At 68.0% G+C, this 25,941-nt stretch carries 26 protein-coding genes and 3 pseudogenes; 15 read left to right on the forward strand and 14 right to left on the reverse strand.

Annotation, left to right across the window (positions count from 1 at the left end):
* The first annotated feature begins 191 nt into the window (after window positions 1–191).
* From ACVHNB_RS18720 to ACVHNB_RS18735, 4 genes are all read left to right on the forward strand, one after another.
* Entirely contained in the window at window positions 192–917 is a 726-nt protein-coding gene (locus ACVHNB_RS18720) for a VOC family protein (RefSeq protein WP_428949993.1), read from the forward strand.
* 488 nt (window positions 918–1,405) lie between these two features.
* The gene (locus tag ACVHNB_RS18725) at window positions 1,406–2,101 is read left to right on the forward strand and encodes a helix-turn-helix transcriptional regulator (RefSeq protein WP_456228674.1); all 696 of its coding nucleotides are present in this window, start codon (window positions 1,406–1,408) and stop codon (window positions 2,099–2,101) included.
* 32 nt (window positions 2,102–2,133) lie between these two features.
* Window positions 2,134–2,658 carry a DUF3291 domain-containing protein gene (locus tag ACVHNB_RS18730; protein ID WP_456228675.1) on the forward strand — a complete coding sequence of 175 codons (525 nt, stop codon included), beginning with the start codon at window positions 2,134–2,136 and terminating at the stop codon, window positions 2,656–2,658.
* Between the two features lie 74 nt (window positions 2,659–2,732).
* Window positions 2,733–3,071, forward strand: coding sequence for a hypothetical protein (locus ACVHNB_RS18735; RefSeq protein WP_428949990.1), 339 nt, complete (start codon window positions 2,733–2,735; stop codon window positions 3,069–3,071).
* Here ACVHNB_RS18735 and ACVHNB_RS18740 read toward each other — a convergent pair.
* Window positions 3,030–4,835, reverse strand: a complete 1,806-nt coding sequence (locus tag ACVHNB_RS18740; protein ID WP_456228676.1) for a glycoside hydrolase family 3 protein — start codon at window positions 4,833–4,835, stop codon at window positions 3,030–3,032. The two genes, ACVHNB_RS18735 and ACVHNB_RS18740, sit on opposite strands and share 42 nt — an antisense overlap.
* 213 nt (window positions 4,836–5,048) lie before the next feature.
* On the opposite strand from ACVHNB_RS18740, the gene ACVHNB_RS18745 reads away from it, so the two are divergent.
* A complete protein-coding gene (locus ACVHNB_RS18745; RefSeq protein WP_456228677.1) occupies window positions 5,049–5,717 on the forward strand; it encodes a DNA alkylation repair protein in 669 nt (222 codons plus the stop codon).
* A 5-nt stretch (window positions 5,718–5,722) separates the two neighbouring features.
* On the opposite strand, the pseudogene ACVHNB_RS18750 reads toward ACVHNB_RS18745, so the two are convergent.
* The 3 genes and pseudogenes from ACVHNB_RS18750 to ACVHNB_RS18760 form a co-directional block, all read right to left on the reverse strand.
* Window positions 5,723–6,020: pseudogene (locus tag ACVHNB_RS18750) on the reverse strand (hypothetical protein); the annotation flags it as partial.
* A gap of 83 nt (window positions 6,021–6,103) precedes the next feature.
* Window positions 6,104–7,210, reverse strand: coding sequence for a hypothetical protein (locus ACVHNB_RS18755; RefSeq protein ID WP_456228678.1), 1,107 nt, complete (start codon window positions 7,208–7,210; stop codon window positions 6,104–6,106).
* A 316-nt stretch (window positions 7,211–7,526) separates the two neighbouring features.
* Window positions 7,527–7,988, reverse strand: a complete 462-nt coding sequence (locus tag ACVHNB_RS18760; protein ID WP_428949986.1) for a pyridoxamine 5'-phosphate oxidase family protein — start codon at window positions 7,986–7,988, stop codon at window positions 7,527–7,529.
* Window positions 7,989–8,236: 248 nt separating this feature from the next.
* Between ACVHNB_RS18760 and ACVHNB_RS18765 the strand changes: the two genes are divergently transcribed.
* Entirely contained in the window at window positions 8,237–8,599 is a 363-nt protein-coding gene (locus ACVHNB_RS18765) for an AQJ64_40280 family protein (RefSeq protein ID WP_428949985.1), read from the forward strand.
* A 49-nt stretch (window positions 8,600–8,648) separates the two neighbouring features.
* On the opposite strand, the gene ACVHNB_RS18770 is transcribed toward ACVHNB_RS18765, so the two are convergent.
* Window positions 8,649–9,050: an SMI1/KNR4 family protein gene (locus ACVHNB_RS18770; protein WP_428949984.1), complete on the reverse strand. Its 402-nt coding sequence runs from the start codon at window positions 9,048–9,050 to the stop codon at window positions 8,649–8,651.
* 329 nt (window positions 9,051–9,379) lie between these two features.
* On the opposite strand from ACVHNB_RS18770, the gene ACVHNB_RS18775 reads away from it, so the two are divergent.
* Together ACVHNB_RS18775 and ACVHNB_RS18780 are read left to right on the forward strand one after the other, a co-directional pair.
* Window positions 9,380–9,850, forward strand: coding sequence for an N-acetyltransferase family protein (locus ACVHNB_RS18775; RefSeq protein ID WP_456228679.1), 471 nt, complete (start codon window positions 9,380–9,382; stop codon window positions 9,848–9,850).
* An 83-nt stretch (window positions 9,851–9,933) separates the two neighbouring features.
* Window positions 9,934–10,518, forward strand: a complete 585-nt coding sequence (locus tag ACVHNB_RS18780; protein ID WP_456228680.1) for a transposase — start codon at window positions 9,934–9,936, stop codon at window positions 10,516–10,518.
* A 4-nt stretch (window positions 10,519–10,522) separates the two neighbouring features.
* Here the strand turns inward: ACVHNB_RS18780 and ACVHNB_RS18785 are convergent, their stop codons facing one another.
* The gene (locus ACVHNB_RS18785; RefSeq protein ID WP_456228681.1) at window positions 10,523–10,882 is read right to left on the reverse strand and encodes a hypothetical protein; all 360 of its coding nucleotides are present in this window, start codon (window positions 10,880–10,882) and stop codon (window positions 10,523–10,525) included.
* A gap of 284 nt (window positions 10,883–11,166) precedes the next feature.
* Between ACVHNB_RS18785 and ACVHNB_RS18790 the strand changes: the two genes are divergently transcribed.
* Together ACVHNB_RS18790 and ACVHNB_RS18795 are read left to right on the forward strand one after the other, a co-directional pair.
* Window positions 11,167–11,427 (forward strand): hypothetical protein, encoded by a 261-nt coding sequence (locus ACVHNB_RS18790; RefSeq protein WP_428949981.1) that lies wholly within the window; start codon window positions 11,167–11,169, stop codon window positions 11,425–11,427.
* A gap of 165 nt (window positions 11,428–11,592) precedes the next feature.
* Window positions 11,593–11,935, forward strand: a pseudogene (locus ACVHNB_RS18795) (IS5 family transposase); the annotation flags it as partial.
* A gap of 46 nt (window positions 11,936–11,981) precedes the next feature.
* On the opposite strand, the gene ACVHNB_RS18800 reads toward ACVHNB_RS18795, so the two are convergent.
* Window positions 11,982–12,827, reverse strand: coding sequence for an endonuclease/exonuclease/phosphatase family protein (locus tag ACVHNB_RS18800; RefSeq protein ID WP_428957415.1), 846 nt, complete (start codon window positions 12,825–12,827; stop codon window positions 11,982–11,984).
* Between the two features lie 331 nt (window positions 12,828–13,158).
* Between ACVHNB_RS18800 and ACVHNB_RS18805 the strand changes: the two genes are divergently transcribed.
* Entirely contained in the window at window positions 13,159–14,664 is a 1,506-nt protein-coding gene (locus tag ACVHNB_RS18805; RefSeq protein WP_456228682.1) for an arabinofuranosidase catalytic domain-containing protein, read from the forward strand.
* 244 nt (window positions 14,665–14,908) lie between these two features.
* Here ACVHNB_RS18805 and ACVHNB_RS18810 read toward each other — a convergent pair whose 3' ends face one another.
* From ACVHNB_RS18810 to ACVHNB_RS18820, 3 genes are all read right to left on the reverse strand, one after another.
* Window positions 14,909–17,110 (reverse strand): alpha-L-rhamnosidase-related protein, encoded by a 2,202-nt coding sequence (locus ACVHNB_RS18810; protein ID WP_456228683.1) that lies wholly within the window; start codon window positions 17,108–17,110, stop codon window positions 14,909–14,911.
* Window positions 17,111–17,749: 639 nt separating this feature from the next.
* Window positions 17,750–18,370 carry a dihydrofolate reductase family protein gene (locus ACVHNB_RS18815; protein ID WP_456228684.1) on the reverse strand — a complete coding sequence of 207 codons (621 nt, stop codon included), beginning with the start codon at window positions 18,368–18,370 and terminating at the stop codon, window positions 17,750–17,752.
* Window positions 18,346–18,612: a hypothetical protein gene (locus ACVHNB_RS18820; RefSeq protein WP_456228685.1), complete on the reverse strand. Its 267-nt coding sequence runs from the start codon at window positions 18,610–18,612 to the stop codon at window positions 18,346–18,348. Before ACVHNB_RS18820 ends, ACVHNB_RS18815 begins: the two co-directional genes overlap by 25 nt.
* A 20-nt stretch (window positions 18,613–18,632) precedes the next feature.
* On the opposite strand from ACVHNB_RS18820, the gene ACVHNB_RS18825 reads away from it, so the two are divergent.
* From ACVHNB_RS18825 to ACVHNB_RS18835, 3 genes are all read left to right on the forward strand, one after another.
* Window positions 18,633–19,379 carry a phosphotransferase family protein gene (locus ACVHNB_RS18825; protein WP_456228686.1) on the forward strand — a complete coding sequence of 249 codons (747 nt, stop codon included), beginning with the start codon at window positions 18,633–18,635 and terminating at the stop codon, window positions 19,377–19,379.
* Window positions 19,380–19,599: 220 nt separating this feature from the next.
* Entirely contained in the window at window positions 19,600–20,262 is a 663-nt protein-coding gene (locus tag ACVHNB_RS18830) for a hypothetical protein (RefSeq protein WP_456228687.1), read from the forward strand.
* On the forward strand, window positions 20,246–20,521 hold the full coding sequence (locus ACVHNB_RS18835; RefSeq protein ID WP_456228688.1) for a hypothetical protein: 276 nt from the start codon (window positions 20,246–20,248) through the stop codon (window positions 20,519–20,521). The genes ACVHNB_RS18830 and ACVHNB_RS18835 overlap by 17 nt, the downstream gene beginning before the upstream one ends.
* A gap of 55 nt (window positions 20,522–20,576) precedes the next feature.
* Here ACVHNB_RS18835 and ACVHNB_RS18840 read toward each other — a convergent pair.
* The 4 genes and pseudogenes from ACVHNB_RS18840 to ACVHNB_RS18855 all read right to left on the reverse strand — a co-directional run.
* Window positions 20,577–20,827, reverse strand: a pseudogene (locus ACVHNB_RS18840) (transposase); the annotation flags it as partial.
* 203 nt (window positions 20,828–21,030) lie between these two features.
* Window positions 21,031–23,628 carry a rifamycin-inactivating phosphotransferase gene (gene rph / locus ACVHNB_RS18845; RefSeq protein WP_456228689.1) on the reverse strand — a complete coding sequence of 866 codons (2,598 nt, stop codon included), beginning with the start codon at window positions 23,626–23,628 and terminating at the stop codon, window positions 21,031–21,033.
* A 705-nt stretch (window positions 23,629–24,333) separates the two neighbouring features.
* Window positions 24,334–24,957, reverse strand: coding sequence for a histidine phosphatase family protein (locus tag ACVHNB_RS18850; RefSeq protein ID WP_456228690.1), 624 nt, complete (start codon window positions 24,955–24,957; stop codon window positions 24,334–24,336).
* 25 nt (window positions 24,958–24,982) lie between these two features.
* Window positions 24,983–25,639 carry an Imm21 family immunity protein gene (locus ACVHNB_RS18855; RefSeq protein ID WP_456228691.1) on the reverse strand — a complete coding sequence of 219 codons (657 nt, stop codon included), beginning with the start codon at window positions 25,637–25,639 and terminating at the stop codon, window positions 24,983–24,985.
* Between the two features lie 56 nt (window positions 25,640–25,695).
* Here ACVHNB_RS18855 and ACVHNB_RS18860 point away from each other — a divergent pair, with 56 nt between their 5' ends.
* Window positions 25,696–25,938 carry a hypothetical protein gene (locus ACVHNB_RS18860; RefSeq protein WP_456228692.1) on the forward strand — a complete coding sequence of 81 codons (243 nt, stop codon included), beginning with the start codon at window positions 25,696–25,698 and terminating at the stop codon, window positions 25,936–25,938.
* Window positions 25,939–25,941: the final 3 nt, after the last annotated feature.

Raw genomic sequence — 25,941 nt, forward strand, 5'->3', positions numbered from 1 at the left:
TGCTCGTTCGCGAAAACGTGACGCCGCGACTCCGCGACTCCCGATGGAAGCGACGGAAACGCCGGAAGCGACGGAGACTGCGGAAGCGACGGAAACTCGGATGCGGGTGTCGAAGGGCCACCCCTAGGCTGCGCCTCGGGGAGGGCGATGCGTGCCGCGTCGGCCGTCAGCGGATCGGAGATGCGCGGGGTATGACCAGTCAACTGTTCGCGATCTGCTTCAATGCGACCCGGCCATCGGACCTGGCACGGTTCTGGTCCGGAATCCTGGGCTGGCAGTTGGCCGACGATCCGGACGGCGATGACGTCGCGGTCCTGCCTCCGAGCGCCGCCGGTTTCCGCATCCGGTTCCTGCTGAGTCAGGAACCGAAGACCGCCCAGAACCGGGCGCATTTCGACCTGACGAGCGCTACCCCGGAGGACCAGCAGCAGACGGTGGCCAGGGCATTGGCATCCGGCGGGCAGCACATCGACGTCGGTCAACTCCCGGAAGAGGGGCATGTGGTGCTCGCCGATCCGGACGGCAACGAGTTCTGCGTCATCGCGGCGGGCAACAAGTTCCTCGCCGACACCGGTGTCGTCGGAGCGCTTGCCTGCGACGGTACGCAGAAGGTCGGCTACTTCTGGAGCGAGGCGCTGCGGTGGCCCCTGGTCTGGGACCAGGACGAGGAGACTGCGATCCAGTCGCCGAGCGGCGGTACGAAGATCACGTGGGGTGGTCCGCCGGTGGCACCGAAGGCGGGCACGAACCGGCTGTACCTGGAGCTGGCGATCCCCGCCGACGCCGACTGGAACGCAGAGGTCGACCGCCTGATCTCGCTCGGCGCGACCCGCACCGACACCGGCGAAGGCGACAGTGGTCAGCTGCTGATGCTCGACCCCGACGGCAACGAGTTCGCGGTACAGAAGCCCCGGTAGCGGCCTTGGCGCCCGACGGACCGAGCCTTCGTGGGGAGCGTCAGCGCTCGCGGCTCTTCGACCACCATCAGCCGCCCGCCGTCCGTTCGCTCCCTGAACCGGGGGCCGGCAGAGTACGACGCTCGAACTCGTCGTCGATGCGAGTAGTCGGTCGGCCCGGATCCGCGCGGGAAACGCCACGTATCTCCTGAACCACAACATGTTTGCGTGACGGCCATCGCCCGGCGCGGACCGCGAGCCAAGCATGGCCGGCCCACTCTGAGGTCGCCCTTGCAGGCCCCCGTTTCCGCTCGACCGGACAAGGCCCTCTGGCGGCAAGGCAGTTGAACCAGGAACAATGAGCGGCGCCGGCTCCGCCGTCCCATCCCCGTGACGGCGGAGTCCGGTCCTGCGCCGGCGCGCTCTTTCGCGGCATGCTCATGGAGAAGGGGGCCAGGGCCCCGCCCCGCTCTTCTATCTCCAACCTGGATTGTTTCTAGAATGTCCGGATGGAGGACATCGACGCGATCGCGGCACTGCAGGATCCGGTGCGGCGTCGCCTGTACGAGTACGTGGCGGCGCAGGGCCGCGAGGTCGGCCGCAACGAGGCCGCCGAGGCGGCCGGGGTGACACGCACGCTCGCAGCGCATCACCTGGACAAGCTGACCGAGGCCGGGTTGCTGGAGAGCGGCAGTCGTCGCCTGACCGGCCGCTCGGGCCCCGGGGCGGGCCGCCCCGCCAAGGTGTACACGCGGGTCCGGACCGAGCGGGCGGTGTCGCTGCCCGCCCGCGACTACCGCACCGCCGCCGAACTGCTCGCCGAGGCCGCCGAAGAGGCCGGCCTGGACGCCGGGCTCTGCGCCGCCGCCCGCCGCCGGGGCGAGGCCCTGCGTGGCTCGGCGGCGCCCTGTGCCGATCTCGAGCAGGCCATGAAGATCCTGGCTGCCCGCGGCTACGAACCGCACGCCGAAGACGCCGAGAACTCCCAGGGGGAGGGTGAGCCCGGGGAAGCGGCGCGCGTCATCCGTATGCGCAACTGCCCCTTCCATGCCGTCGCCGAACGCTTCCCGCCGCTCGTGTGCGGCATGAATCTCGCGCTGCTGGAAGGGCTGCTCGGTGCGGGCGGCCCCGTAGGCGCCCGGATGGACGCGCGGCCGGGGGAGTGCTGCGTCGTGATCGAAGCTTCTAAAAACAAAACTCGTTGACATAGAAAAGCGGGCCATGCTGGGATGAGGCCATGACCGCACCCACGCCTGCCGCCCACCTCGCCCAGCTGAATGTCTCCACGCTCCGTCATCCGCTCGACGACCCACGCAGCGCACACTTCGTAGAGATGCTGGACCCGGTCAACGCCGCGGCCGACGACGCGCCCGGATTCGTCTGGAGACTCGTGGGGGAGGGGGCGGCGGACGCCACCGGCCTCCGTCCGGCGGGCGAGAACGTCATCATCAATCTGTCCGTGTGGGAGACCCAGGAGGCGCTCTGGGACTTCGCCTACCGCAGCGGGCACTTGGAGGTCATGCGGCGGCGTCGCGAATGGTTCGAGCGGCATGTCGAGGCGCACCTGGTGCTCTGGTGGGTTCCCGCCGGTCACATCCCGACCGTCGGTGAAGCCTTGAAACGCCTGGCGGACCTACGGGCGAACGGGCCGTCGCCACGCGCCTTCACCTTTGCCTCCGCCCACACCGCCGCCGAGTCCGCTCAGCAGCGTGAGGTCATGCCACCGTCCCGGTCCGGCGAATCTGCCGCGGCGACGAAGTAGAAGAAGCAGTCCGTTCGGCGCCGAGACAAGCGAAGGCGCCGTCGCGGTCAGTCGTTCCTGAGACCATGGCGGGCATGACCGAGCCCGCTGCCGACGCGCGCCCCGAAGTCCAGATCTTCGAAGTGGAACATCTCGGACCCGGCCGACTCGCGCTCATCGTGCGCTGCTTGGCGACCACGCGGCTCGGTGATCGCTTCCGATGCCTCGACCGCCAAGGCCGAACCGTCGACCTGACCGTGACCGAGATCCGACGTTACCCACCGTTCACGGTCACCGAAGTCGCCCCACCGCACGCGGCACGCCTCGTCCTCACTGCCCCAGGTGCGGCCGAACTCGACCTCAGAGCATGGGACATCCTGCGAGGTGCCGACCTAATAGCGCAGCCCATGCCCGATCGGGAACAGGGTCTGTGACGGGTCACCGGCCACCGGGATCGACACCGGCAGTCGCCCACTCGGGCCGTGCTCGCCGACGATGACCTGAACAGCGTGGTCGAGGGCGTCCGCGCCATTGCCGTACGTCGCCAGATACACCGGCGCGTCGGGGAAGCGGTTGATGTCGTACGGAGTGCGGACGCCGACCACGACCACGCGCGTCTTCGCCGCCAGCAACGCGCGCACCAGACCCACTTGCGCGACACCCGCGTCCTTCCCGCCACCGACCGTCAGGCCGCTGGTGGCCACAACCACCAGATCGGCGGCGGCAGCAGCGGCGACGACCTCGTCGATCCTGCCCCGGTCGGGGGTGGCACCCGCGTCCAGCGACGTGACCGCATGCCCGCGCGACGTGAACGAGGCCGCCAGGCGCGACACGGCGACGGAGTCGGACCCGGTGACAAGGACACCGCGAGCGCCGGTACGGATGGGGAGCGCACCGTTGTCGTTCTTGACCAGTGTGGTGCTGCGCGCGGTGATCGCGACGACGTCGGAGCGGAACTCCGGACGGCCCACGACGCGTTCGGCCCGGTCCTCAAAGCCGTCGCCGGGCGCGTCGGTGAAGAGTCCGCGGCGGATCTTGTGGCTCAGGATGCGGACCACCGAGGCGTCGAGCCGTGACGCGGAAATCCTGCCGGACCGCACGGCGTCGACCACCGCGGCGTGAGCCAGCGGCAGGTCGGGGGAGAGGACCAGCATGTCGACCCCCGCGGCAAGCGCGGTGACAGCGGCCTTGTCCGGAGGGAACTGCTTGCTGGCTCCCTGCATGTCGAGCGCGTCGGTCACGATCAGACCGTCGAATCCCAACTCCTCGCGCAGCAGACCGGTGACGACGGCGTGCGACATCGTGGCGGGAACCAAGGTGGGATCGAGTGCGGGGACGCTGATGTGCGCCGTCATGATCAGGTCGACACCCGCTGCGACCGCCGCACGGAACGGCGGCAGATCGATCGCGTCGAGCTGCGACCGGCTGTGAGTGATGCGGGGCAGTCCGAAGTGGCTGTCGGTGTCCGTGTCGCCGTGACCGGGGAAGTGCTTCGCGGTGACGGCCACGCCGCCGCGGTGCAGCCCCTTGATCGCGGCCTGGACGAACGTCGACACGGCCTGCGGGGAGGCACCGAAGGACCGTACGCCGATCACGGGGTTGGCGGGGTTGACGTTCACGTCCGCCACCGGAGCGTGATCAGCGGTGATGCCGCAGGCGTGCAGCTCGGCACCGGTGATCTCGTAGGAGCGACGGGCGTCCGACGGGGACCAGGTGGCCCCCAGCGCCATGTTGCCCGGCTGCGGAGTGGCAGGCGGAGTGGGCATCCGGGAGACCGCGCCGCCCTCCTGGTCCACCGAGATGATCAGCGGCAGTCCCGTAGCACTCCGGGACGCCCTCTGCAGACCGTCGGAGAGCCGGGCGATCTGCCGCGGAGAGGCGAGATTGTCGTCCCCGCGCGCCGAGAAGTAGATCACTCCGCCCGGTGCGTACTTGCGGAGAACCTCTGCCGGAGTGGCCACCCCGTAGCGCCTGCGGTTGAGGGCCGCGGCGGCCTCGCTCACGCGGAAGGCGTCCTGGCCCGCCACCTCGATCATGAAGAGCTGGCCGACCTTCTCCTCCAGCGTCATCCGATCCACCAGCGACCGCGCCGTGGCCCGATCGGAGGCGGCCGAGGCCGAGGCCGCGTTCGGCATGGCGGCGCTCCACATCCATGCGGCACCGGCCATGCCGGCCAACGCCTGTCTACGGGATGTCATCCAAGGTCCTGGGGGCTGCGTCGGGATGGCACTGCTCCTTTGTGTGATTTTGTCGCACTGTACTGAGGCAGGCCGTCGATGAAGTGGTCCGCCGCGCTGTCATACGTGTCGTGCGCGCCGCACCGGCGCAGGGTGTCCAGCACATCGGTGTGCCTCACGAAGGGCGGAAGCCCGTCGTAGGGTGAACCTGCACGTGAGAGGCAGGAGGCAGGGATGGCCGAGACGACAGTGGCCGAGGTGTTGGCCGAGCTGGCCGGACTCGATGACCCGAGAGCACGAGCCGTGAACGAGAAACACGGCGACGACCACGCCGTGAACCTCAGCAAACTGCGCGCGCTCGCGAAGCGCCTCAAGACACAGCAGGAGCTGGCGTCCGGTCTCTGGGCGACGCGGGACAGCGCGGCGCGGCTCCTCGCGATCCTCGTCTGCCGCCCCAAGGCCTTCGGGCGTGATGAGCTGGACACCATGCTGCGTGAGGCGCGCACGCCCAAGGTGCACGACTGGCTCGTGAGTTACGTGGTGAAGAAGAACCCGCACTGCGAAGAGCTGCGCCAGGCCTGGTTCGCCGATCCTGACCCCGTGGTGGCGAGCGCCGGCTGGGCGCTGACCACCGAACGCGTGGCGAAGAAGCCCGAGGGCCTCGACCTCTCGGGCCTGCTCGATGTCATCGAAGCGGAGATGGAGGACGCCCCGGACCGACTCCAGTGGGCGATGAACCACTGCCTGGCCCAGATCGGCATCGAGCACCCCGCGCACCGCGCCCGAGCTCTCGCCATCGGTGAGCGCCTGGAGGTGCTCAAGGACTATCCGACGTCCCCGGGCTGCACGTCACCGTACGCACCCATCTGGATCAACGAGATGGTGCGCCGACAAGCCGGTTGAGACGGCAGGGCCCGTCCCAGCCCCAGACGCCTCGACTCCGCCCGCACGCCGAGCTCCTCGACCTCACCCACGGCGATGGCTCGCCCCCGCCGACGGACAGAACACAGAGCGACGCCGACCAAGGCTGAAGACAGGCCGAAAGCCGGTGGTGAGCAGCAACGCCGTTGACTCCTCTTCCGAGGCCATGGCGTTCGCGCCGAACACGGCCGTCCGAGCGGTGTCATGCTGCTGCACGAGCCGCCGGACCCGGCTCTCGGCACAGGCGAACATGGCAGAGCCGAGCCCCAGCCCGCGGTGTGCAGGTCCTCCTGGCCCCGATACGGCCGGAAGCCGTAGCCTTCGCGGATCGCGCCCACACCAGATCCCTCCGTCACGTCGGGCGTCCCTCACAAAGGCTGCCGACCCAGCACCGTCACGTAGGCGCCGTAACTGATCGACACCACGGCCAGGGCGCCGGCCACCACGATGGCCTGCGTCCGTCTGGTCCGCCAGGTCTGCTCCAGCGCCCGGGCCAGCGGGATCAGCAAGGGGAACGCGGGCAGCAGGAAGCGGGGTTTGGATCCGAACGGGCCCGACACCAGCACGGCCAGCGCCACCATGGCGGCCGCGTACGCAAGGAACACGAGAGGTGCCCGGTCCACGCACAGCAGCAGGAACAGCAGCAGGCCCGCCGCGACGATCACCAGCGCCATGGCGTACCCGACCCGGCCGCCGTGCAGCAGCAGCTTCTTCAAGAAGCCCAGGGTCTGGACGCCGAAGTCGAAGCGGGTCTGCCAGGTGCTCTGCACTCGGGTGTAGCCATGCCACAGGTCACCGTTCTGCGCTCCTACCCACAGCACGTACCCCGCCCAGCCGGCCGGCGCCAGCAGCGCGCCGATCCACGGTCTGGCGGACACCGGCCCGCGACGGCGTACGACCTTCTCCGCGGCCGCGACGACGACGGCCGCCGCGACCGCGATTCCGGTGGGCCGGGACAGTCCGGCAAGCGCCGCGAGCACACCGGCGGTCAGCCACCGGTCCGTCAGCACGGCATACAGGGCCCAGGCGGCGAGTGCGGCGAACAGGGCCTCCGTGTAGGCGAGGGTCAGGACGACGCTGTGCGGGAGCATCCCCCACAGGGCGACAAGGACCGTGGCGACCGCGCTCCCGTAGACCCGGTGCGCGCAGGCATAGATGCCGTACGCGGCTGCCAGCGCCGCGCTCCAGGCGATCAGCAGCGCGGCCTGTTCCACCGTGAGGGGCAACGCGTGCGTCACGGCTCTGATGAGCATCGGGTAGAGCGGGAAGAAGGCCCAGTCGGTCTGCGTCAGGCCCGAGGCGGCCTCACGCGAGAGGTGCCCGTAGCCGAACTCGGCGATATGCAGGTACCACTTGGAGTCCCAGGAGCGGCTCAGACTCCTGACCGGGGGACGGCCGGCCAGATGATTCACCGAGATCACGGCGGCGATGCCGTCCAGACGGAGCGCCGCGAACACCGACAGCGCACGCAGCACACCCGATGGACGCCCCCACCACGAACGTCTGGTGACGGGAGAACGGAGCTGCCCGGATCGTGCCGCCTTGCTCGGCTGTTGCGCGGAGGTGTTGCCCACGGCGGTGAGTCTTGTGCGTCGCACGTTCCGGCACAGCGAGAAATCAGGCTATATCCGTCTTCATTACGCTAGATCTTGGAGTGTGGCGCGTATTGGCTGAAGTCGACCGGCGGTGGCGTGGACCTCCGGAAGTGAACATGGCCCCCGCGAACCCCAACCGTCCTCCATGCAGATGTAGATGGTGTTCCGAGAGAGGCGCGTCGGCGAGAGACGGCCGCTATTCCAGCCACAACCCGTCGCGCATGATGACTCTCCCGCGCAGTTCTGGCTCGCCGCGCCAAGCGCGCACAGTCGTCGGAACCACACGTACATACACGAAGGAACCTTCGTCCGTGCGCGGATCCCACCCGAACTTGTCGGCGAACGCCTTTGCTGTTCCTTCGGGCACCTCCTGGTCCGGGAAGCATTCCGCCTCACCCTGAAGGAGCACCACGTCGAAGGTGTCCGGTAGCGACAGGCGCACGCGCGGTTCTTTGCGGACGTTTCGCGCAGTCGCGGACGTGGCGCTGGTGCACATCCACACTGCTCGCCCATCCCACGAGAACCACAGCGGTACCTGGTGCGGCCCGTGATCAGGGTGAGCCGTCGACACCCATACATCCCGCTCGGTAACGAGCCGCTCCAACGTGTCGCGCACACGCTCCGCCGTCTGGCGACGAGCAATTCCCGTGGTCTCCATGAGGACCGACCCTAACCAGGCAGGCGCGAAGCGCGCCTGAGGCGCAGGACCTACTACCAGCGACCGATGCCCCCCTCAGCTCGTGACTCGGGACGGGCGACTTCGGCGCTCAGCGCGGCCAGCTGAATTGCTCAGTCACGCTTGGCTCCGGTGACATCTGGATGCCGAGATAATGGCCCGCGACGAGCTATCAGCAGGAGAGGGAGACAGCTTTGGGGACTCACGAACAACGCGAGGCAGAGGCCGAAATGACCACCGCTGTGGCATGGGTCGACGCACGCGACCGACTGCCCGGTGACGGCATGCCTGTCGCCGCAGCAATCACGGGCCGGTATCCAGCCGAGAGTTCAGACACAGCCGGTGAGGAATTCTGGCTGGTCATGCCGATGTACTTCACCACGCGGCACCGGAGCGCGGACGGTACAGAACACCGCGACTGCTTTGTCGACTCCGACGACCTCGTCCGGTTTCCCTATGGCCGTTCCGGCGCCGAACCGGTCACACACTGGGCCGCACTGCCCACTCTGCCCGGCACGACAGTGCATTACGTACGTGGAGCCGAAGTTCAGCCGGCATTGCGGAATGTGCGGGACAAGCGGCCCTCGGCGTGACGGATGACCGCCGCCGGGCCTGCCGCACTCCGAAGACCGCTCGGCCGAGCTACCGGTGCCAGTCGCCGGTTTCCCGCAGTGCCTGATCGATGTATTGGCCGAGACCGTATGAAGCCAAGGATCGGCTGTCCGTCTCGTGATCCCAGACGAAGATCTCGTCGCGTTGCGGTGTCCGGACGAAGGCGAACTGGTCGCCGCCGTTGTCGCCGAAGAACATCAGCGGTTCGAACGGCATGTACAGCTCGGCGAAGTCCGGAGCGGCGCGGAATTCCGCGTTGTCCTTCGCGATCCGCTCGGCGGTCCAGACGACGTCGAGACCGTAGCGTCCTCGCACACCGTTGCACTCGCGCAAGAGCGCGGCCAACTGCTCGGGAATTGGCTGCCCGAGGGCGTTCTCGACCGCCGTCAAAGCCTCTTCGCTTGCCGGGTCGCCGAGTTCGGCATCGGACATGGTCTTGAGGATCTGTTCACGCCACATCAGCGAACCCTCTCAGATGCCATGCCGAGGGACGCATGGCGCCCCTGCCAGGTGTGTTGTGCACACGTGCATCATGGTCGTATGACCAATCTTGGGGAGCCCTCACTCGAGCAGCCTCTGAGGCCTGTCGATTCATCCGCGTTGCTGGCGCCGGCCGATCGGTACCACGCTCGTGCGGTACGCCCCCTGGGCAGCCGGGCGGTTACGGGGGCACCTGGTAGCGGCCACGTCCTCGTTCACCCATGGATCGAGGGGTACATGTCCGACCTCGCCGTCCTCGTAGGCCCGGCTGGGGATGTCCGATGACGGGCACCGGTTCGGTCAGAGTACGCCGCGCACGCGTCGCCGATCTTCCGCAGGTCGTCCAGCTCGTGTCCGAGCACGCCGCCTACGAGAGGGCGGCGGCCCCACCGACTGGCCTGGCTCGGCGGCTGGAGGCGTTGCTGTTCGGCGCGGACACACCGCGATTGCGTTGCTTCGTCGCGGAGTTGAACGACAGCGAGATCATCGGATACGCCACGTGTGCTCCGGAGGTGTCCACGTGGGACGGCGCGGAGTATCTCCACATGGACTGTCTGTTCCTGCGCGATGGTCATCGGGGTCTGAAAGTCGGCCCCCTGCTGGTGGAAGCCGTGGTGGCCGAAGCGCATGAGCTGGGGCTCGGGCAAGTCCAGTGGCAGACCCCGCCCTGGAACACGGACGCGATCAGGTTCTACGACAGGCTGGGGGCGCAGGCGAAGGAGAAGCTGCGGTTTCAGCTGTCAGTCGGCTGAATTCTGCTGGACCGCTCCCACATATCGCTCCCGCCTAGGCCGTGTGTCGAAAGTGGATCTTGGGCTGTGGATGATCACGGTTCATGGGCCGGGGAGATCTCACGGACGAGCGGTGGGCGATGCTGGAACCGCTGCTGCCGAATGGCACGAAGGCAGGTCGGCCACCGGTCTGGTCCCGGCGGCGGTTGATCGACGGCATACGGTTCAGGGTCCGGACCGGTGTGCCGTGGCGGGACGTGCCCGTCGCGTACGGACCGTGGGGCCGGATCTACGACCTGTTCCGCCGATGGCAGCGGAACGGCACCTGGCATCGGATACTCGCCCGGCCGCAGTACCTGGCCGACGCGGGAGGTGCGATCACGGTCCGCCCCGACCGGGTCCGCGCGGACAAGGCGTGCGCCTCCCGCAGGAACCGCGCTTACCTGCGTCGCCGCGGGATTCGCTGCACCATCCCTGACAAGGCCGACCAGGCGCGCAGCCGCCGGAGGCTCGGTTCCCGCGGCGGCCGGCCGCCGCGCTTCGACCCGGCCGACTACCGCGAGCGCCATGCGGTCGAGTGCGGGATCAACCGCCTCAAGAGGAACCGCGCGGACGCCACGCGCTACGACAAGCTCGCCGTCCGCTACGAGGCGACAGTCCTGGTCGCGGTGATCAACGAGTGGCTGTAATCCTTCACTGAAAAGGCATCGGGGCCCACGGCAGCGCCTCCCGCCATCCCTGTCGATCGTGAGCCCAGTCCATCATCACCTTGGCGGTCGACTCTTCCGGGCCGAAAACTTCATGGAGCCTTGGAACGTGGGCCTGGTAGTGCTTGTCTGCACTGCCTTCGCGGTACTCGACCTGGTAGCTGAGGTCGTCGTTCAGGTACACCTGAATGTAGTGCTGATCCACAGCCTCCAGATCGAGTCTTTCCAAGATCACAAACCGGTGCGACAGGTTCATCTCAGAGAGCAGGTCGTGCAGAGCCTCCTCGGTCGGATCGTCCACGGTACGACCGCCCGCTTCAACTACACGCAGCACTGGCTTCAGCATGCACGCGACTGTACCGACCCACAGGGCTCAACTGCCCAGCAGCGCACTCCCGCAACAGGCCCTGACGCTCCCTCGTACCGGTCGCCGACCGGCGTCGGTGCGATGAAACCCAGCCCTGGGAGTTGTCGACAAAGTGACCCCGGTGAGACCCCGTGCACATTCAGTGCCGTAGGTCGCCAGGCGAGGCATCCCGGTGAGTAGAGACGCTTGGGTTCCGGCAGCTGGGACCACTGCCTGCGCCGATACTCTCTCCGGAAACAGCCCAGACGAATTGCGAGGGGCCAGTGATCCGAGACCTGTACAACGTCCGGGCGCAACCTGCGGAAGGCGGTACCACGCCTCTGACGGAGGAGGAAGAGCAGCGCGCTCGGGCGGTGTTGCTCAGCGATCTCGGCGACAACATCGCCGAACGAGGCTGGGTCCGGTTCCCCGCATACTCGGCTCATTGGGGGCAGCAGGTGCTCATCGAAGCCGAAGACCAGTGCGCCATGAAGCCCTATGGTGCCGGGCACGGATCGCAGCCGGCGAATCCGCTGCTGCCGTAGGGGGGGGCGCGATCTGCGCGATCCCGGTTAGTGGATCATGGCTGGGTGATCTGTCGCAGTGAACTGGCGGACTCCGAGTGGGAGTTCGTCCGTCCTCTGTTGCCTCGGTCGGAACGGTGGACGAAGCGGCTGGACGACCGGACGGTCCTTAACGGGAGCATCTGAAAGTTCCGGACGGGCGCGGCTTGGGCGGGACGTGCCGGAGAGGTCCGGATCCTGGGCCACGCTGCGCACCCGCTACCGTCGATGGGTCAAGGACGGCACCCTTCAAGCGGATGCTTCGGGAAGCGCAAGGGCGAGTGGACGCCGCTGGTGAGGTCTACTGGGAGGTGTCGGTCGGCTCCACCCTCGTTCGCGCCCACCAGCACGCTGCGGGAGCCCGAAATGGGGGCTCCACACTCCTGGTCCTGGACGTTCCCGAGGTGGTCCGACGACCAAGATCCATCTCGCTTGCGACGCCTCGGGCCGTCCGCTCGCGTTCACCGTCACGGGCGGCAACACCAACGATTGCCTCGCATCGTTCCTGATGTGGGCGTGACATTTGACGACACTCCCTAGCTCGGGTCCAGGTCCGCGTGCAGCGGGTGGTGATCCGAGTACGCGCTGGGATGAACCCCGTGCGCGATCGAGGCGATGCCGCGCAGGAAGACGTAGTCGAACTTGCTCTGCCAGTCGGTGGTCGTTTCGCAGGGGCCGGCGGACGACGGGCGGCAATGAGGATCGGCATCCGTGGCCAGCGCCCACATTCCGCTGAGCTCGGGGGCGCCCGGCACGGCGTTGAAGTCGCCGAGGACGATCGTGCGCTCGTGCCGGGCGACTTCCGCGGCCAGGACGCCGACCTGGTCCGCTCGGACGGCCTCTTGACGCCGTTCCGCGAGGTGGGTGTTGAAGACCCGGACGGGGCGGCCGCCCACCGTCGTGGTGACCGCCATGTATCCACGGTCCTCCGATCCGCCGTCGGGGTACTCCACGTTCGTCCGGTCCGTCATCGGTGCCGCCGAGAGGATCGCCTGGCCGAAGCCTCCCGGGCGCCACGGAAACCCGCCGCAACGGCCCCAGTTCCGCAGCACCGATCCGTACTCGACGTGGTACGGCAGCCCGTAGAAGTTCTCCAGATATTCCCGTATCTTCTCGACGTCCCGTACACACGCTTCCTGCAGGCCGATGACCTGAGGCGCGTACGTGGCGATCTCCGCGGCCCGGCCGAGGTTGTGCCCGCTCTGGTTGCAGGGATTGCAGATGTTCCACGTCATGACCCGGTTCGGTACCACGTCCTTGGCGGCGTCGACCGGCAGTGGCCGCGCGATGAGGGCACCGCTGGGTGCGCTCGGGCCGATGAGCACCATGCAGACCGCGGTGATGGCGACCGCGAACAACCGCGTGCCCCTTCCGAGCACCAGCGCCTCCTCGGACTTGATGCACCTGGCAGCGCATGACGTCTTTGTGCACGAGGTTATGGGACGGGTCGTCGACGGCACACACGGTGTTCCGGATCGCGTTGCGCTCGGCCGGGAGCGCAACGAGCAGCCGGGTCTTGCTCGTGGCCCGAGAAGGTCGCCCCACCCGAATCCGAAGGAACTCCAAACATTCCTTCAAGAACTCGCGCAGCAAAGCAACAAACATTGACCCAACCGAACATGGAGTCTACGTTCCCGCTCTGGCACGCAACGGCAACTGACCTACCAGACCGTTGAGTTGAGGCTCCACTCCATCCCCCCTCAGGAGCACATCATGCGCAGAACGGCTCACCCCGCAGGCAGAACAGGCACCTCCGCACTCGGCTTACTGGCCCACCCCCGCCGGGCCGCCCTCGCCCTCATCGCGACTGTGGCCCTCGTCTTCGGGGCGCTGCTCAATATGCCGGGACTCTCGCACGCGGCGACGTCCCTGCCGTGCGACATCTACGGCAACGCCGGCACCCCCTGCGTCGCCGCGCACAGCACCACACGCGCCCTCATCTCCTCCTACAACGGGCCGCTCTACCAGGTGAAACGGGCCTCCGACGGTACGACCAAGGACATCGGCCCGCTCGCGCCCGGCGGATACGCCAACGCCGCGACGCAGGACACCTTCTGCCAGAACACCACCTGCTCGATGAGCAAGATCTACGACCAGACCTCGCGCCACAACGACCTCACGCCCGGGCCCGCCGGCACCGCCGGAATGGGCGCCGACCGCGGCGCCGACGCCGCCGAGATCTCGGTCACGGCAGGCGGGCACAAGGTCTACGGGATCTGGGTCTCACCCGGCGTCGGCTACCGCTCCAACGGCCAGGCCTCGGGCACGGCGGTCAACGGGCAGGCCGAAGGCGCCTACATGGTCGCCAGCGGCACCCACGTCGGCTCCGCCTGCTGCTTCGACTACGGCAACGCCGAACGCACCCCTGCCGACACCGGCAACGGCCACATGGACGCCGTATCCATCGCCACGACCTGCTACTTCGCCCCGTGCACCGGATCGGGACCCTGGGTGGAGGCCGACCTCGAGAACGGCATGTTCCAGGGGGCCAACGGCTCCAACACCGCCAATCGTGGCAACAACTCCACCTACGTAACGGCGATGCTGAAGAACGACGGGCAGACCAAGTACGCCCTCAAGGGCGGCAACGCGCAATCGGGCGGTCTGTCGACCTGGTGGGACGGGGCCCTGCCCGATCGGGGCGGCTACAAGCCGATGCAGCAGGAGGGCGGCATCATCCTGGGCACCGGCGGAGACAACAGCAACTGGAACCGCGGCACCTTCTTCGAAGGCGTGATGGTGTCCGGCTACCCGACCGACGCCGCGGAGAACGCCGTCCAGGCCAACGTCACCTCCGTCGGCTACTCCGGCCAGACCGACGAACCCAACGGCGACCAACGCAAGTTCACCGGCCCAGGCGGCAAGTGCGTCGACGTCGCCGCCGACGACACCGGCGTCAACGGTGCGGCGGTCCAACTGTGGGACTGCCAGAAGTACGCCGAGGACCAGCACTGGGCCCACCCCTCCGACGGCACGCTGCGCACCCTGGGCCGTTGCCTGGACATCAACGGAAACGGCACGGCCGGCGGTACCAAGGTCGAACTCTGGGACTGCAACGGGGTCGGCGGCCAGAAGTGGGTGACCCAGTCGGACGGTTCGCTCCTCAATCCGCAGTCCGGCCGGTGCCTCGACTCGCCGAGCGGCGCCACCGCCAATGGCACTCGGCTGCAGATCTGGGACTGCAATGGCGCCGACGCGCAGAAGTTCCAACTGAACTGAGGCCAATGACCTGACGGGTGCGGGGACACGAGGAGTTGGAGTGCTCCTGGTGTCCCCGCCGGTCCCGGCCTTTCGGCGGCGCGTCAGCTGGTCCGGCATCGGGGGGCGAGTTCGGGGCTCTGACCGGCGAAGGCGGCCAGATTCTTGGTGTGCCGACGGTCGGGAGGCTCACACTGCCAGGCCACCGGGGACGGTCGGCGCCTGAAGCGCGGGCCGTCCCCCGGCGCCACTGCAACCACCCGGGTCAGCGGCGCCGAACCGTCACCGTGTGCTTTCCTTCGGCAAGTCCGGTGAGCCGGACGTACCCACCCTCGTACTGCGCGTCGTAACTCCGCGCATCGCGATCCCACGCAGCCTTGCCGTTCACACGTACGACGTAGGAGTTGGCGTCGAGCATCGGCACAGCGACCTCGGTCACGCGCCGAGCAGGTATCGCGGCGGTCAGCCCGAACTCGCCGCGGCCGGTGCTCTGCCACGAGACGGCGATCACCCCCGTAGGGGTGGTCAGCTGACCCTCGGCACGCTTGACGTCGCCGGGCTGCGGAGCGATGCGGTACGTCCCCTTCCCGTCGGCGACGGGCGCGATGCCCAGCAGATGGAACGTCAGAGCCGAGGTGGGGCCGGTCGACCAACCGTGCGCGGCGCTCATGTAGGAACCGGAGTAGTCGGAACTGCCGTCCGTCTTGTACCCCTCCCAGAAGGTGCTGGCCGTTCCTTGCGGGGCATCGAGCATGTAGCCCCACTCCAGACGGATCAGATCCAGCGCCGTCCGTGCGCGGCCCGCGGCGAAGTGACCGTGGACCTCCATGCTGCCCGGGAACGGGTGCACCGAAGAGTCGGTCTTCTCCGGTGAGAGGGCGCCGGTCTTTGTCCAACGCTTGGCCAGCGCCTGGCTGATGGCCTGCGCGCGCTCCTCGTCGTCCACCAGCCCGAACCAGAGGACGAGCGCGTTGGCATCCTGCGGATAGAGCGTTGCCCCGGGCTTGTTCCGGTACAGGCCGGTGGCCCCGTCCCAGTAACCGGCGTCGTCGATGGCCGTCTTCAGCGCACCGGCCTTCTTGGTGCACGCGGCACCGGTCTCCGCGTCGTCGACGGCTTCGGCCAGGGCGGCCGAGGCGAGGAGCGCCCGGTACATGATGGCGTTCGCTTCGAGATTCTTGCCGTCACTGTCCCTGCGCGCCCAGTCGCTGGACGCGGTGACGTTCAGGAGTCCATCACTGTCGATCTTCGCGGTGATGTAGTCGAGCGCGCGTTTGAACTTGGGGTAGATCGTGTGCGCCCACGCCGAGTCGCCGCTGAACTCGACGTACTCGGCCGTCCCGATCAGCGTCCACAGGTGGTAGGCGTCGGAGTTCCCGATGAAGTTGACGGCCGGACCGGCGTAGGGGAGCGCCCCGCTGTCGGCCTGGTGGTTGTACAGCGTCTGCAGCGAATTGCGCATGGTGACCGTGTCACCGAGCGACACGTAGTCCGTGAGCCCGGAGATGCCCAGGTCCCCGGGCCACACGGTACGGTCCCGCTTCGCACCGTCGACCAGGACGGTGTCCCCGACGTCCCCGATGCGGGCGCTGTTGTCCCACCCCAGGTCGGGCGGGCCCCACACCCGGCCCTGGGTGTTGGCGACGATGTTGGTCTGCACGGTGTAGGCACCCGCGTACCAGATACGTGTGAGCAGGTCGTCGTCGCAAGAGAAGTAGTTCGGGTAGGCGCGCAGGTCCGCCACGTTCGGCGCGAACGCGATGTCGACGGACACGCCCGTGATCTCGACGGTGCCGCCGCTCTGGTTCACGAGCGTGAGGTACCGGAAACCGCCCCGCAGGTTGGCGGCGGGATTCTTGGTGGCGTCGGTGCCTGCGGTCGGGGTGGACGTGGCGGTGTTGATCCGGCCACCGGGCAGGGCCGTGTAATTCACCGGGGGTTCGTTGTTCGAACCGCCGTTGGATCCGTCGCTCGATGTCGTGCTGATGTAGGTGGACAGCTCGGAGTACGTCAGGCCCAGGACCTGGTCGGCGTCCGTGCCCTGCCCGAGGGTGATCGTGACGTAACCGCCCACCTCCAGCCCGAAGTCGAGGGTCACGGATGTGCCCTTGCCGTTCAGGCGGGCGTGGGCCGGTCCGGACTTGCCGGCGAGGTTCTTGGCGCCGTCGACCGAACCGGTCGTGCCGTGGACGGACGTCGGGCGCACTGTGCGGTCGGCCGGGGAGAGCTTGAACCGGTCCCACGGACCGCGTGGGGCGACGGAGGAGCTGAGAGGCGCCCCGTCCGCGCCCGTTCCGCCCGCTGACGGTGACGTGACGGGAGCTGCGGCCGCTGCCGTGGTGCGCATTCCGGCGGTCAACGCCACGGCCGCGGCGCCCGCCCGCAACAACGCGCGCCGCTTGAAAGCACCGACGCTGCCGTCGACAGATCTGCCGGCGTGCTCGGGCGAAGTCGGTTCCTCGGACATCGGGGCTCCCGCTCAGATAGACGGTCGTACGTCGTGCCTGACCGCAGAGCACGGCGGGTTGTGACCCTGGGACCGGGCCAGCCGCACTGCGGACAGAGACGCTTCGGAAGAGAGGCGTGCAGCAGACGAGTTGAATGGATTCACTCGCGAGCCGCGGAACACGCTAGCCATGGGTTCACATCGGCGACAACCGTCGTGCGCCGCTCAATCTTGATCGCGCGCCTGGTTTATGCGGTTCTATCTGGTAACTCCTCATACCTGCGCTCCGAGATGACAATTCAGGGGCGGTGTGGAGTCGAACTGGTCGTGTCGCAGGGGTTGTTCGACCGGCTGGCGAGGGCTATCACCTGAATGGGCTGAATCGTTTTATGGCTGGAGGTGATGGGACGGGCTGAGCCGCCACGCGTGCGACGGCTTCAGCTTGGGCTTGGGCTTCTGCCTTCTGGGTCTTGTGGGCGTGTCCGTGAGATGCGCGAGATGGATCGTTTGGTGGCGCTCAGCGGGGGCTCACAGATGGTGAGCCGACAGGTCTCCAGCCGTAGCCCGTTGCCGGGAACAGCACCCGATCAACTCACCTGGCTACGCGCCTTGTCTCGGTCGCAGAGACAGGCCCAAGCGGCCGATCGGTAGTGGAGCTGGTCATGGCAGCACGCGATAGGTCAGGTGTGTGACGAGCGTTGCGGACCTCGAGGACACCTGCTCAAGTCTCAGGGACGGGACGCCCTCGAACAGCCGCGTGCCGGCGCCGAGCGTGAACGGCACGATGTGCAGCCTGAGCTCGTCGATCAGGCCGGCGGCGAGGTACTGATTGATGGTGGTCGCGCCGCCCTGGACCAGGACATCACCGCCGTCGGCCGCCGTGCGGGCCCGCGTCAGCGCTGAGGTGATTCCGTCGGTGACGAAGTGGTACGTGGTGCCGCCGTTCATCGTCTGCGGATCGCGCGCATGGTGGGTGAGCACGAACACCGGTGCGTGGAAGGGCGGTTCGTCACCCCACCAGCCGTTCCACTGCCGGTCCCACGCGCCACGCACAGGGCCGAACATGTTGCGCCCCATGATGAATGCCTCGGCGGCGGCCATCTGATCGATCTCGGCCCGGTTCTCGTCGGGAGTGTCGAACATCCAGGCGTGCAGCCGGGCGCCCGAGCCGTCGCCGCCGTCGTCTCCGAACGGGCGCTTCTCGGTCTGATTGAGCCCGGCCGCGTACCCATCGACCGAGATCGTGATGTCGCAGATCACCCTGCCCGATCGTTCGGCCATTGCGGCGCCCCTTCGTTGCGGTACCCGCCGCCTTCGCGGTCGGCGAGACCTCTGTACAGCGTCGGCAAGAGGACGAGTACACGCAACAGCTGCGCACCCTTCGCGAACTCGTCCTCAGGACTCCTCACAAAAGCGGTGGGCTTGACCTGGTCGGAGGTCGGTGTCGTGCACGAGGCGCCGGGCAGCGGGTAGCGGTCAGCCGCGCCGTCACACGCGATAAACCCGGCGACATCGGCGATCATCCCCGGGATACTGGTCGCCCATGGATGAGGTCAAAGTCGTCGTCGCCCATTCCGAGCGCGCGACCCTGCGCGTCGGCGACGTGTTCCTGAAGGTGGACGCCGATCAGGCGCGCATCGACGTCGAGGTCGAGGCGATGTCCCTCGCGCCGGTCCCCACCCCAGAAGTCCTGTGGCGCAAGCCGCCCGTGCTCGCGATCGCCGCACTCCCAGGGACGACGCTCGGCCGCCTCGGCGGGCCGTCGACCGGGTCGCCGGCGGCGTGGGCCGCGGCGGGCGCGGCCATCCGGAAGCTGCACGACGCGCCGCTGCCGCCCCGGCACGGCCGGGCGGGCCGGAGCAGCCGCGCGTTGGCTGCGGAACTCGACGACGAGTGCGAGTCGCTCGTGGCGAACGGTGTCCTGCCCGCCGACCTGGTCACCCGCAACCGCGAGGTCGCCGAGGCCGCGCTCCGGCCGTGGACTCCGGCGTTCACCCACGGCGACCTGCAGATCGCCCACGTCTTCCTCGACGGCGACGAGGTCACCGGCATCATCGACTGGTCCGAGGCGGGCCAGGGCGATGCCCTCTACGACCTCGCCACCTTCACACTCGGACACGAGGAGCACCTCGACGACGTCATCGCCGGCTATGGCACCGATGTCGACCTCGATGTGATCCACGCGTGGTGGTCGTTGCGAAGCCTGCTGGCAGTTCGCTGGCTGATCGAGCACGGCTTCGACCCGTCCGCGCCGGGCTGTGAGATCGACGTGCTGAGATCCCGCATGTGAGGCCGCGCGGGCCCGCGTGCTGTGAGTTGGCTTGGGAGGGCTGAACGGAAGTCGTCGCGAACCCTCTTCGACGTCCGCCTGGCTGCGCGTATTCCGAGGCTTGCTTATCCGCCGAGGGAGCAGAGCCGACATCCACGCATCTGATCAGCACGTGGGCTTGACCCTCACGCCGCTGGAGAGTCGATGATCGCGCCGTAACCCTCACCTGGTCGAGCGGGATGTGCGGGTCATCACCGAGGACCTGCACTGCACCGCGATCCGCATCACCGGTGGCGACCTGGACCGGATCGAGACCACCGCACGCCACGCCGCGGCCGCCGGGCTGGAGGTCTGGTTCTCGCCGTTTCCCTGCGAGATGACGGACGAAGAGATGCTGCCGTACTTCACCGACGGCGCCCAGCAGGCCGAACGGCTGCGCCGCGACGGCGCCGACGTCGTCCTGGTCACCGGCTGTGAACTGAGCCTGTTCGCCCGCGGGTACCTGCCCGGCGACACCTTCAGCGACCACGTCCCTGTCCTGGCCGGCCCCGACCGTGAGGCCGCGCTGCAGCCCCTTCCCACCAAGGTCAACGCCTTCCTCGGCGAGGTCGTCCGCGCGGTGCGGCCCGTCTTCAGCGGGCTCGTCAGCTACGCCTCCTGTCCCCTGGACGGGGTGGACTGGAGCCCGTTCGGCATCGTCGGCCTGGACGCCTTCCGGGGCGTGCGGAACGCCGCGACCTACCGCGACGATCTGCGCGAGGAGTTCTCCCACGGCAAGCCGGTCGCCATCATGGAGGTGGCTGCTGCACCTTCCGGGGAGCGGGCGACTACGGCGGCGCGGGCTGGCACGTCGCCATGGGGCCGGACGGCGTCACCCCCAAGCCCTGGTGCGCGACGAGGGTGAACAGGTCCGCTACCTCGACGACTTCATGCCCATCTTTGAGGACGAAGGAGTCGACTCGGTCTTCTGGTTCAGTTTCTCCGGCTACCGCACCCCTCACCGTCTGACCGGCCCGTATCCCGACCTCGCGTCCTACGGCATCGTGAAGGTCCTCGACGGGCAGAGCGGAATTCCGGCGGACGCACGCGCCTACCTCGGCATGCCGTGGGAACCGAAGGAAGCGTTTCATGCGCTCGCCGGCCACTACGAGGCCCTCAGGTAACGAGAAACTCCTCACCGGCGCCTGCGGGAAGGCGGGCCCCGGGCGGTGCAGTGACCGGCCGTGCTTGATGCGGATCGGCGGATCGGCGGATCGGCGGGACGGCCTGGACCAGCGGGATCAGTTGGGTGTCGTCGTTGCGGTTGCCGTCGGTGGTGATCGCCGCGAGCGGGATGCCGTGTGCCTCGACGATCAGGTGGTGCTGGCTGCCGGCCTTTCCCCGGTCCACCGGGGACGGACCGGGGGCCGGCTCGCCCTGCACCGCGCGCGGATGTGGCTGGAGTCGACCGCTGCGCGGGAGAAGACCAGGCAGGTCTGCGGCCCACAGCTCGATGTCCGCCCACAACTCGTCGTCGATCTCCCGAAGCCGGGCAGCGGTCCTTCTCGTCTCGACTGGCTCGCCCCCCCCTTCGGCTGGCATTCAACGAGAACTGACACACCATCATTCCCGGCGCCTCAGAGCCCTCCTGTTGTGAGGAGTCGTGAGCGGTGAGGCTGCTCGGTGCGGTCGGTCAGGGCAGGATCTCGATGTACCCGTCGGTTCCGTGCACACGGATCCGCTGTCCGTCCCGGATCAGCCGGGTGGCCTGCTCCACGCCCACGACGGCCGGCAAACCGTACTCACGGGCGATCACTGCGCCGTGGGTCATCAGGCCGCCCACCTCCGTCACCAGTCCCGCGATTCCGACGAACAGCGGCGACCAGCTGGGGTCCGTGAAGGCCGTGACCAGGATGTCGCCCGCTTCGAGATCGGCCTCCGCCATGTCAAGGATGACGCGGGCCCGACCCTCGACGGTCCCCGCGGAAACCGGCAGGCCGATCAGAGCGCCGGCCGGCACGTCGTCGCGCCGGTACGCCCCGCTCACGGCCTCACCATCCGATGTGAGCACCCGCGGTGGCGTGAGCGCGTGGTACGACTGAAACGCGTCCTTGCGCTGCTGGATGAGCCCGTCATCCACCTGGTTCGAACGCACGACGTCGTGGAGTTCCTGGAACGTGAGGTAGAAGATGTCCTCCTTCTCAGGAAGCACGTCGGCCTGCACGAGGCGCTCGGCCTCCGCCAGCAGGGCCTGCTTGTAGACGAAAAAGCGGCTGATGATGGCGTACTTCGGGTACTCGCGGTAACCGATGAAGGTCCTGACCCTGTCGATCATCCGCTTGGCCTCGTCGGCCTTCCGATCCCCGTCCGGCAGGGCCCGCAAGCGCGACAGAACCTCCTGTTCCTTCCTCTGCGCCTTCTGGCGTCCTTGCTCGAAGCGGCGCTCGGCGGCGCCCGGCGCGAAGCTCCTGACGTTGTCGAGGATCACGGGAACGAGCGTGCTGGGGCGCTCGCGCCACCGTGGCCTCGTGATGTCGATCTCGCCGACGCAGCGCATGCCGTACCGGTCGAGATAGGCCTCAATGGCGTCGCGTGCTTCGGGCCCGCCCGCGAGTTTCGCCAGCTCGTCCAGGAATCCGTCGTCCTCGACGTTTTGCAGGAACGCCACCACTTCCGACTGCGGGCGGATCACGTCCGCGACGTCGAGCAGCGCCAGTCCCATCTCGGAGGTGACGTTGTCGGGGGCGGACAGCGTGAGCGTGTCAGCGGCGTTCTTCTCGCCCAGCCACTCCAGCAGCTTGTCGTTGAGCCACCACGTGGCCTCCATCCCTGCCATGATCGCCTGCAAGCTCAGCGGATCACTCAGTACCCGCTTGTGCTCCTCGAAGGCCTTCAGCAGGAAATCGAACAGCGCCGGTCCGGTCTTCGTCCGAATGTCGCGCTCCAGGGCGGCGATGGACGCCTGGCTGCGTTCGACCAGCCCGGTGACGATGGCCGGATCGGTCTCGATCGGAGCGGAAGCAGGGGTGGCCCTCGGTCCACCGGTGGTCGCGTCCGGGAGCGACGGGACGAAATCGCCGCGGTCCAGGACGGTCTCCAGCGCGTCTCGGATCAGTGGATCGCCTCTCCCTACGAGGTCCAGGAGGGCGGTGCGGCTCGCGGGCGAGGCCAGGCGCCGGGTGGCGTCGACGAACAACCGCCCGCCTGCCTCATGCATCGGCGCCATGGCCGTCAGCCGCCACACGGAGAGCCCCAGGGGCCTCATGGGGTCGGTCATCATCTGCTGATGACCGACGGACAGGTAGACGTGATTGTCCTGGTCGCCGCTCTCGGGGATGGGGAACAGCGTCGTGATCGGCCGACTCTGCACGATCTGGAAGTCATCGTCGACCAGGCACCATTCGATGTCCTGCGGGCGGCCGAAGTGCCCTTCGATCCGCCGCCCGAGCTGCACGAGCCGCACGACCTGCGCGTCCGTCAGCGCCGGCTGCTCCTGCCGCTGCGAGTCGATCGCCACTTCGTGCGTGCCGCCGCTCGGTAGGGCGAGCACGGCACGCTGTTTGGCGGAGACCGCCTTCGCGACGACTTCGCCTTGTCGCACCTTGAACACGTCCGGGTTCACCAGACCGGAGACCAAGGCCTCGCCGAGGCCGAAACCGGCGTCCACGGTGGCGACCTTCCGGTTGCCCGTGACCGGGTCGGCCGTGAACATGATGCCGGCCGCATCCGGGAAGACCATCCGCTGCACGACCACGGCCATGTGGACCGTACGGTGGTCTATGCCGTTGCGCTGGCGGTAGGTCACGGCCCGCTCGGTGAACAGTGAGGCCCAGCACCGGCTGACGTGCCGGAGGATCGCCGTCGCCCCCACGACGTTGAGGTACGTGTCCTGCTGGCCGGCGAAGGAGGCCGTCGGCAGGTCCTCCGCCGTCGCGCTGGATCGGACGGCGTACGCGGCCTGCTCACCGAGCCGGGAGACCGCGCGGGTGATCTCCGCCGCGACATCATCCGGGATCGCGATCTCTTCGATGGTCCGGCGGATCTGCGAGCTGAGCCGGCGCAGCGCCTCCCGGTCGTCCGGGTGCAGACGGGACAACTGCTCGAGCCGATCCCCGACGGACGGCGCATCCGCCATGATCCGCCGGAAGGCGTCCGTCGTCACGCAGAATCCGGCCGGTACGCGGATGCCTTCGATCCGTGACAGCACGCCCAGGTGTGCGCCCTTGCCGCCGACGATCGCGACCTGCGACTCGTCGATCCCTTGAAGATCCAACACGTATTGCTCAGTCATTCCGATACCTCCGAGGGGGCGGTGCTCCGTGACTCCGTGACCGCCCTGCCGGTCCCACCACTGGTTCGATGTCACCGTGTCCCGCATACGTCCACACCAACGCACACACGTCCTGCCCCCCATTTACGCAGGTGGTGGCATCGGCCGATGATTCTGCGGCATCACCCGGGCCTTGCGGCAAGCCCCCTGGCGCGCTATATGTTGAGAGTGGCAAGGAGATGATTCTCCTTGCCTTTTGCTTTTCCTGCACAGCGGTGTCTTGGGCACGGCGGGACTGGCTCAGTCGTGCGGCTCAGGCGGTGTCGTGGTGCCCCATCGGGACAACCACGAATTGTTCTCGTCCTCGTAGACGACCCGTCCTGGGTTCCATGACTCCGACCGATGGCGTTCGACACCGTGTGCGGCCAGAAGCTCCAGGTATCCGTCCACGCGCCGGATCAGCTCTGTGGCGGATGACTTGAACCAGGCGACAGCACCTGGATGCACTTGCGGGTTGTACACCTGTGGGTCGACATGGGACGGGTTCGTGTAGTCGGCGTCGCACCAGTCGTTGTCGGCTCTCCAGAATGGGTACTGCTCCTCAGCCAACTCGCTTTGCGCGACGATTTCGTGGGCGAGGACGAAGACGTTGAGAAAGCGTCGCCTGCGTTTCGCTCGGCTCCCAGGAAGCGGACGTACAGCCTGTGATTATGACCATTCCGCGCTTCAGATGTGAAGTTCGGCGGGGAGGCCCGTCCAGCGAAGGTCGCGAGGAAGATGGCCCGTGTCGTTGTAGACGAGCAGGGACGCCGGGCGGTCGGGCGCGTAACGGACGACGGTCAATGCGGCGTTGGCGTGGCTGAGGCCGATCCACCGCCAGCTCGGGGCGTCGAGGGCATCGCGGACGAGCCAGGCGACAAGGAAGTTGTGAGTGACGACCAGTTCGTGGCGGGGTTGGTCGCCTTCCACCGGTCCCGTGAGGCGAGCAAGGGCCGCCTGTGCGAGACCCGGCCCCCTCTCGCGTGCTTCCCTTGGGAACTGGGCCAGGCGCTCCAGGGTGGCGTCCGCGGTCCCGGGCGGCAGCTCATCTCGGTTCGGCAGGTAAGGCAGGTAGTCTCCGGCGAACTCCGAGCATCGGACAGGGACTTGGTCGAGCCGGCCGTGGATCAATTGGGCCGTCTGCCTCGCTCGGGGGAGAGGACCGTGGTGGATCACTGACAGAGGTGTCTGTCGAAGCCGTTCGCCGAGCAGTTCAGCCTGGCGTCGTCCCCGCGCGGTGAGCTCAGTCTCGTCGTCGGTTGCCTCGCCGTGCCGGGCAAGGTACAGGTATCGGGTTGCTGTTGAAGGCATACACGGCCCTCCGGTCGTTTCAAGATCACCTGGCCTCGATGACGCACCCCGAAGTCGACTGGTTCCCCTCACGCTCAATCGGTCCCTGAGGGTTGCAAGCAGCGATGGGCAGGACCTGGACCAGGCCGACCCGGACTCCCTCGTCGACCTCGGTATGGGTGGCTCGGACCCTCCAGCGGCCGGCGGGCAGAGAAACCGATGCCTGGGCGGGCAATCCACCGCCGGGATACGTGGTGGCCAGCTCAGAGCCTGCTTCGGCGGAGTCCATGAGCATGGCTGGACCGTCCGACACCCACGTGCCGCACTCCTCCCAGCTGGTGCCCGGGTCGGTAAGGACGGACTCGGCCGCCGCCTTCAGCTCAGCCTCGGAGCCGCCGGCGAGCCAGCGCAGGAAGGCCCGATGGTCGGGCAGGTAGCAGCTGGTGGCCGGCTCGTCCGCCAGCACCAGTGCTTGCGCGCCGTTCTCGCCCACAGTGATCACACCGGCCAGATCGTCCACCGCGCAGGCCCGGTCGTAGTCGTCCGGAGCGGTGGCATCCCCCGCCATGACACCGGTCTCCGTACACCCATGCCATGCGTCCAACGCGGATACGGGGATGACGACCAAAGGCCCGCCCATCGACTCGACCCAAGCAGTGGCGGTGCGGGACGCATCCGGTGCGGCAGACGAAGAAGAGCTCATGCCGTCAGTGTGCCCGTGCCCACTGACAACGCCCGCGGTGGTCCATGTGCGTTCCTATGCTCCTCGACGAGCTGGACGGCGGCCTCGCCGACCTGCTCAACATGAAGTGGACGCTGAGCGCTCCGGCAGGAGATGCGGCCGTCGCCCGCTACCTGGATGCCTATGTCAACCAGGCCTACCGCACCCTCCCGCTGGTTCGCCCACCCGCACTCCTGACGCTCGCTCCTCTCCCCGAAGGGCAAGACACCCGAAGCGCGGAGGGCTGCTGCACCACCCTCCTGCGCTGGGTGCGATCCTGAGCG

The organism is Streptomyces sp. YJ-C3 (genome assembly GCF_053891275.1).

Bases quoted from the DNA above. Each gene is read 5' to 3' on its own strand.
- ACVHNB_RS18720 (WP_428949993.1), top strand. From the start codon at position 192: ATGACCAGTCAACTGTTCGCGATCTGCTTCAATGCGACCCGGCCATCG.
- ACVHNB_RS18725 (WP_456228674.1), top strand. From the start codon at position 1,406: ATGGAGGACATCGACGCGATCGCGGCACTGCAGGATCCGGTGCGGCGT.
- ACVHNB_RS18730 (WP_456228675.1), top strand. From the start codon at position 2,134: ATGACCGCACCCACGCCTGCCGCCCACCTCGCCCAGCTGAATGTCTCC.
- ACVHNB_RS18735 (WP_428949990.1), top strand. From the start codon at position 2,733: ATGACCGAGCCCGCTGCCGACGCGCGCCCCGAAGTCCAGATCTTCGAA.
- ACVHNB_RS18740 (WP_456228676.1), bottom strand. From the start codon at position 4,835: ATGACATCCCGTAGACAGGCGTTGGCCGGCATGGCCGGTGCCGCATGG.
- ACVHNB_RS18745 (WP_456228677.1), top strand. From the start codon at position 5,049: ATGGCCGAGACGACAGTGGCCGAGGTGTTGGCCGAGCTGGCCGGACTC.
- ACVHNB_RS18760 (WP_428949986.1), bottom strand. From the start codon at position 7,988: ATGGAGACCACGGGAATTGCTCGTCGCCAGACGGCGGAGCGTGTGCGC.
- ACVHNB_RS18765 (WP_428949985.1), top strand. From the start codon at position 8,237: ATGACCACCGCTGTGGCATGGGTCGACGCACGCGACCGACTGCCCGGT.
- ACVHNB_RS18770 (WP_428949984.1), bottom strand. From the start codon at position 9,050: ATGTCCGATGCCGAACTCGGCGACCCGGCAAGCGAAGAGGCTTTGACG.
- ACVHNB_RS18775 (WP_456228679.1), top strand. From the start codon at position 9,380: ATGACGGGCACCGGTTCGGTCAGAGTACGCCGCGCACGCGTCGCCGAT.
- ACVHNB_RS18780 (WP_456228680.1), top strand. From the start codon at position 9,934: ATGGGCCGGGGAGATCTCACGGACGAGCGGTGGGCGATGCTGGAACCG.
- ACVHNB_RS18785 (WP_456228681.1), bottom strand. From the start codon at position 10,882: ATGCTGAAGCCAGTGCTGCGTGTAGTTGAAGCGGGCGGTCGTACCGTG.
- ACVHNB_RS18805 (WP_456228682.1), top strand. From the start codon at position 13,159: ATGCGCAGAACGGCTCACCCCGCAGGCAGAACAGGCACCTCCGCACTC.
- ACVHNB_RS18810 (WP_456228683.1), bottom strand. From the start codon at position 17,110: ATGTCCGAGGAACCGACTTCGCCCGAGCACGCCGGCAGATCTGTCGAC.
- ACVHNB_RS18815 (WP_456228684.1), bottom strand. From the start codon at position 18,370: ATGGCCGAACGATCGGGCAGGGTGATCTGCGACATCACGATCTCGGTC.
- ACVHNB_RS18820 (WP_456228685.1), bottom strand. From the start codon at position 18,612: ATGATCGCCGATGTCGCCGGGTTTATCGCGTGTGACGGCGCGGCTGAC.
- ACVHNB_RS18825 (WP_456228686.1), top strand. From the start codon at position 18,633: ATGGATGAGGTCAAAGTCGTCGTCGCCCATTCCGAGCGCGCGACCCTG.
- rph (WP_456228689.1), bottom strand. From the start codon at position 23,628: ATGACTGAGCAATACGTGTTGGATCTTCAAGGGATCGACGAGTCGCAG.
- ACVHNB_RS18850 (WP_456228690.1), bottom strand. From the start codon at position 24,957: ATGCCTTCAACAGCAACCCGATACCTGTACCTTGCCCGGCACGGCGAG.
- ACVHNB_RS18855 (WP_456228691.1), bottom strand. From the start codon at position 25,639: ATGAGCTCTTCTTCGTCTGCCGCACCGGATGCGTCCCGCACCGCCACT.
- ACVHNB_RS18860 (WP_456228692.1), top strand. From the start codon at position 25,696: ATGCTCCTCGACGAGCTGGACGGCGGCCTCGCCGACCTGCTCAACATG.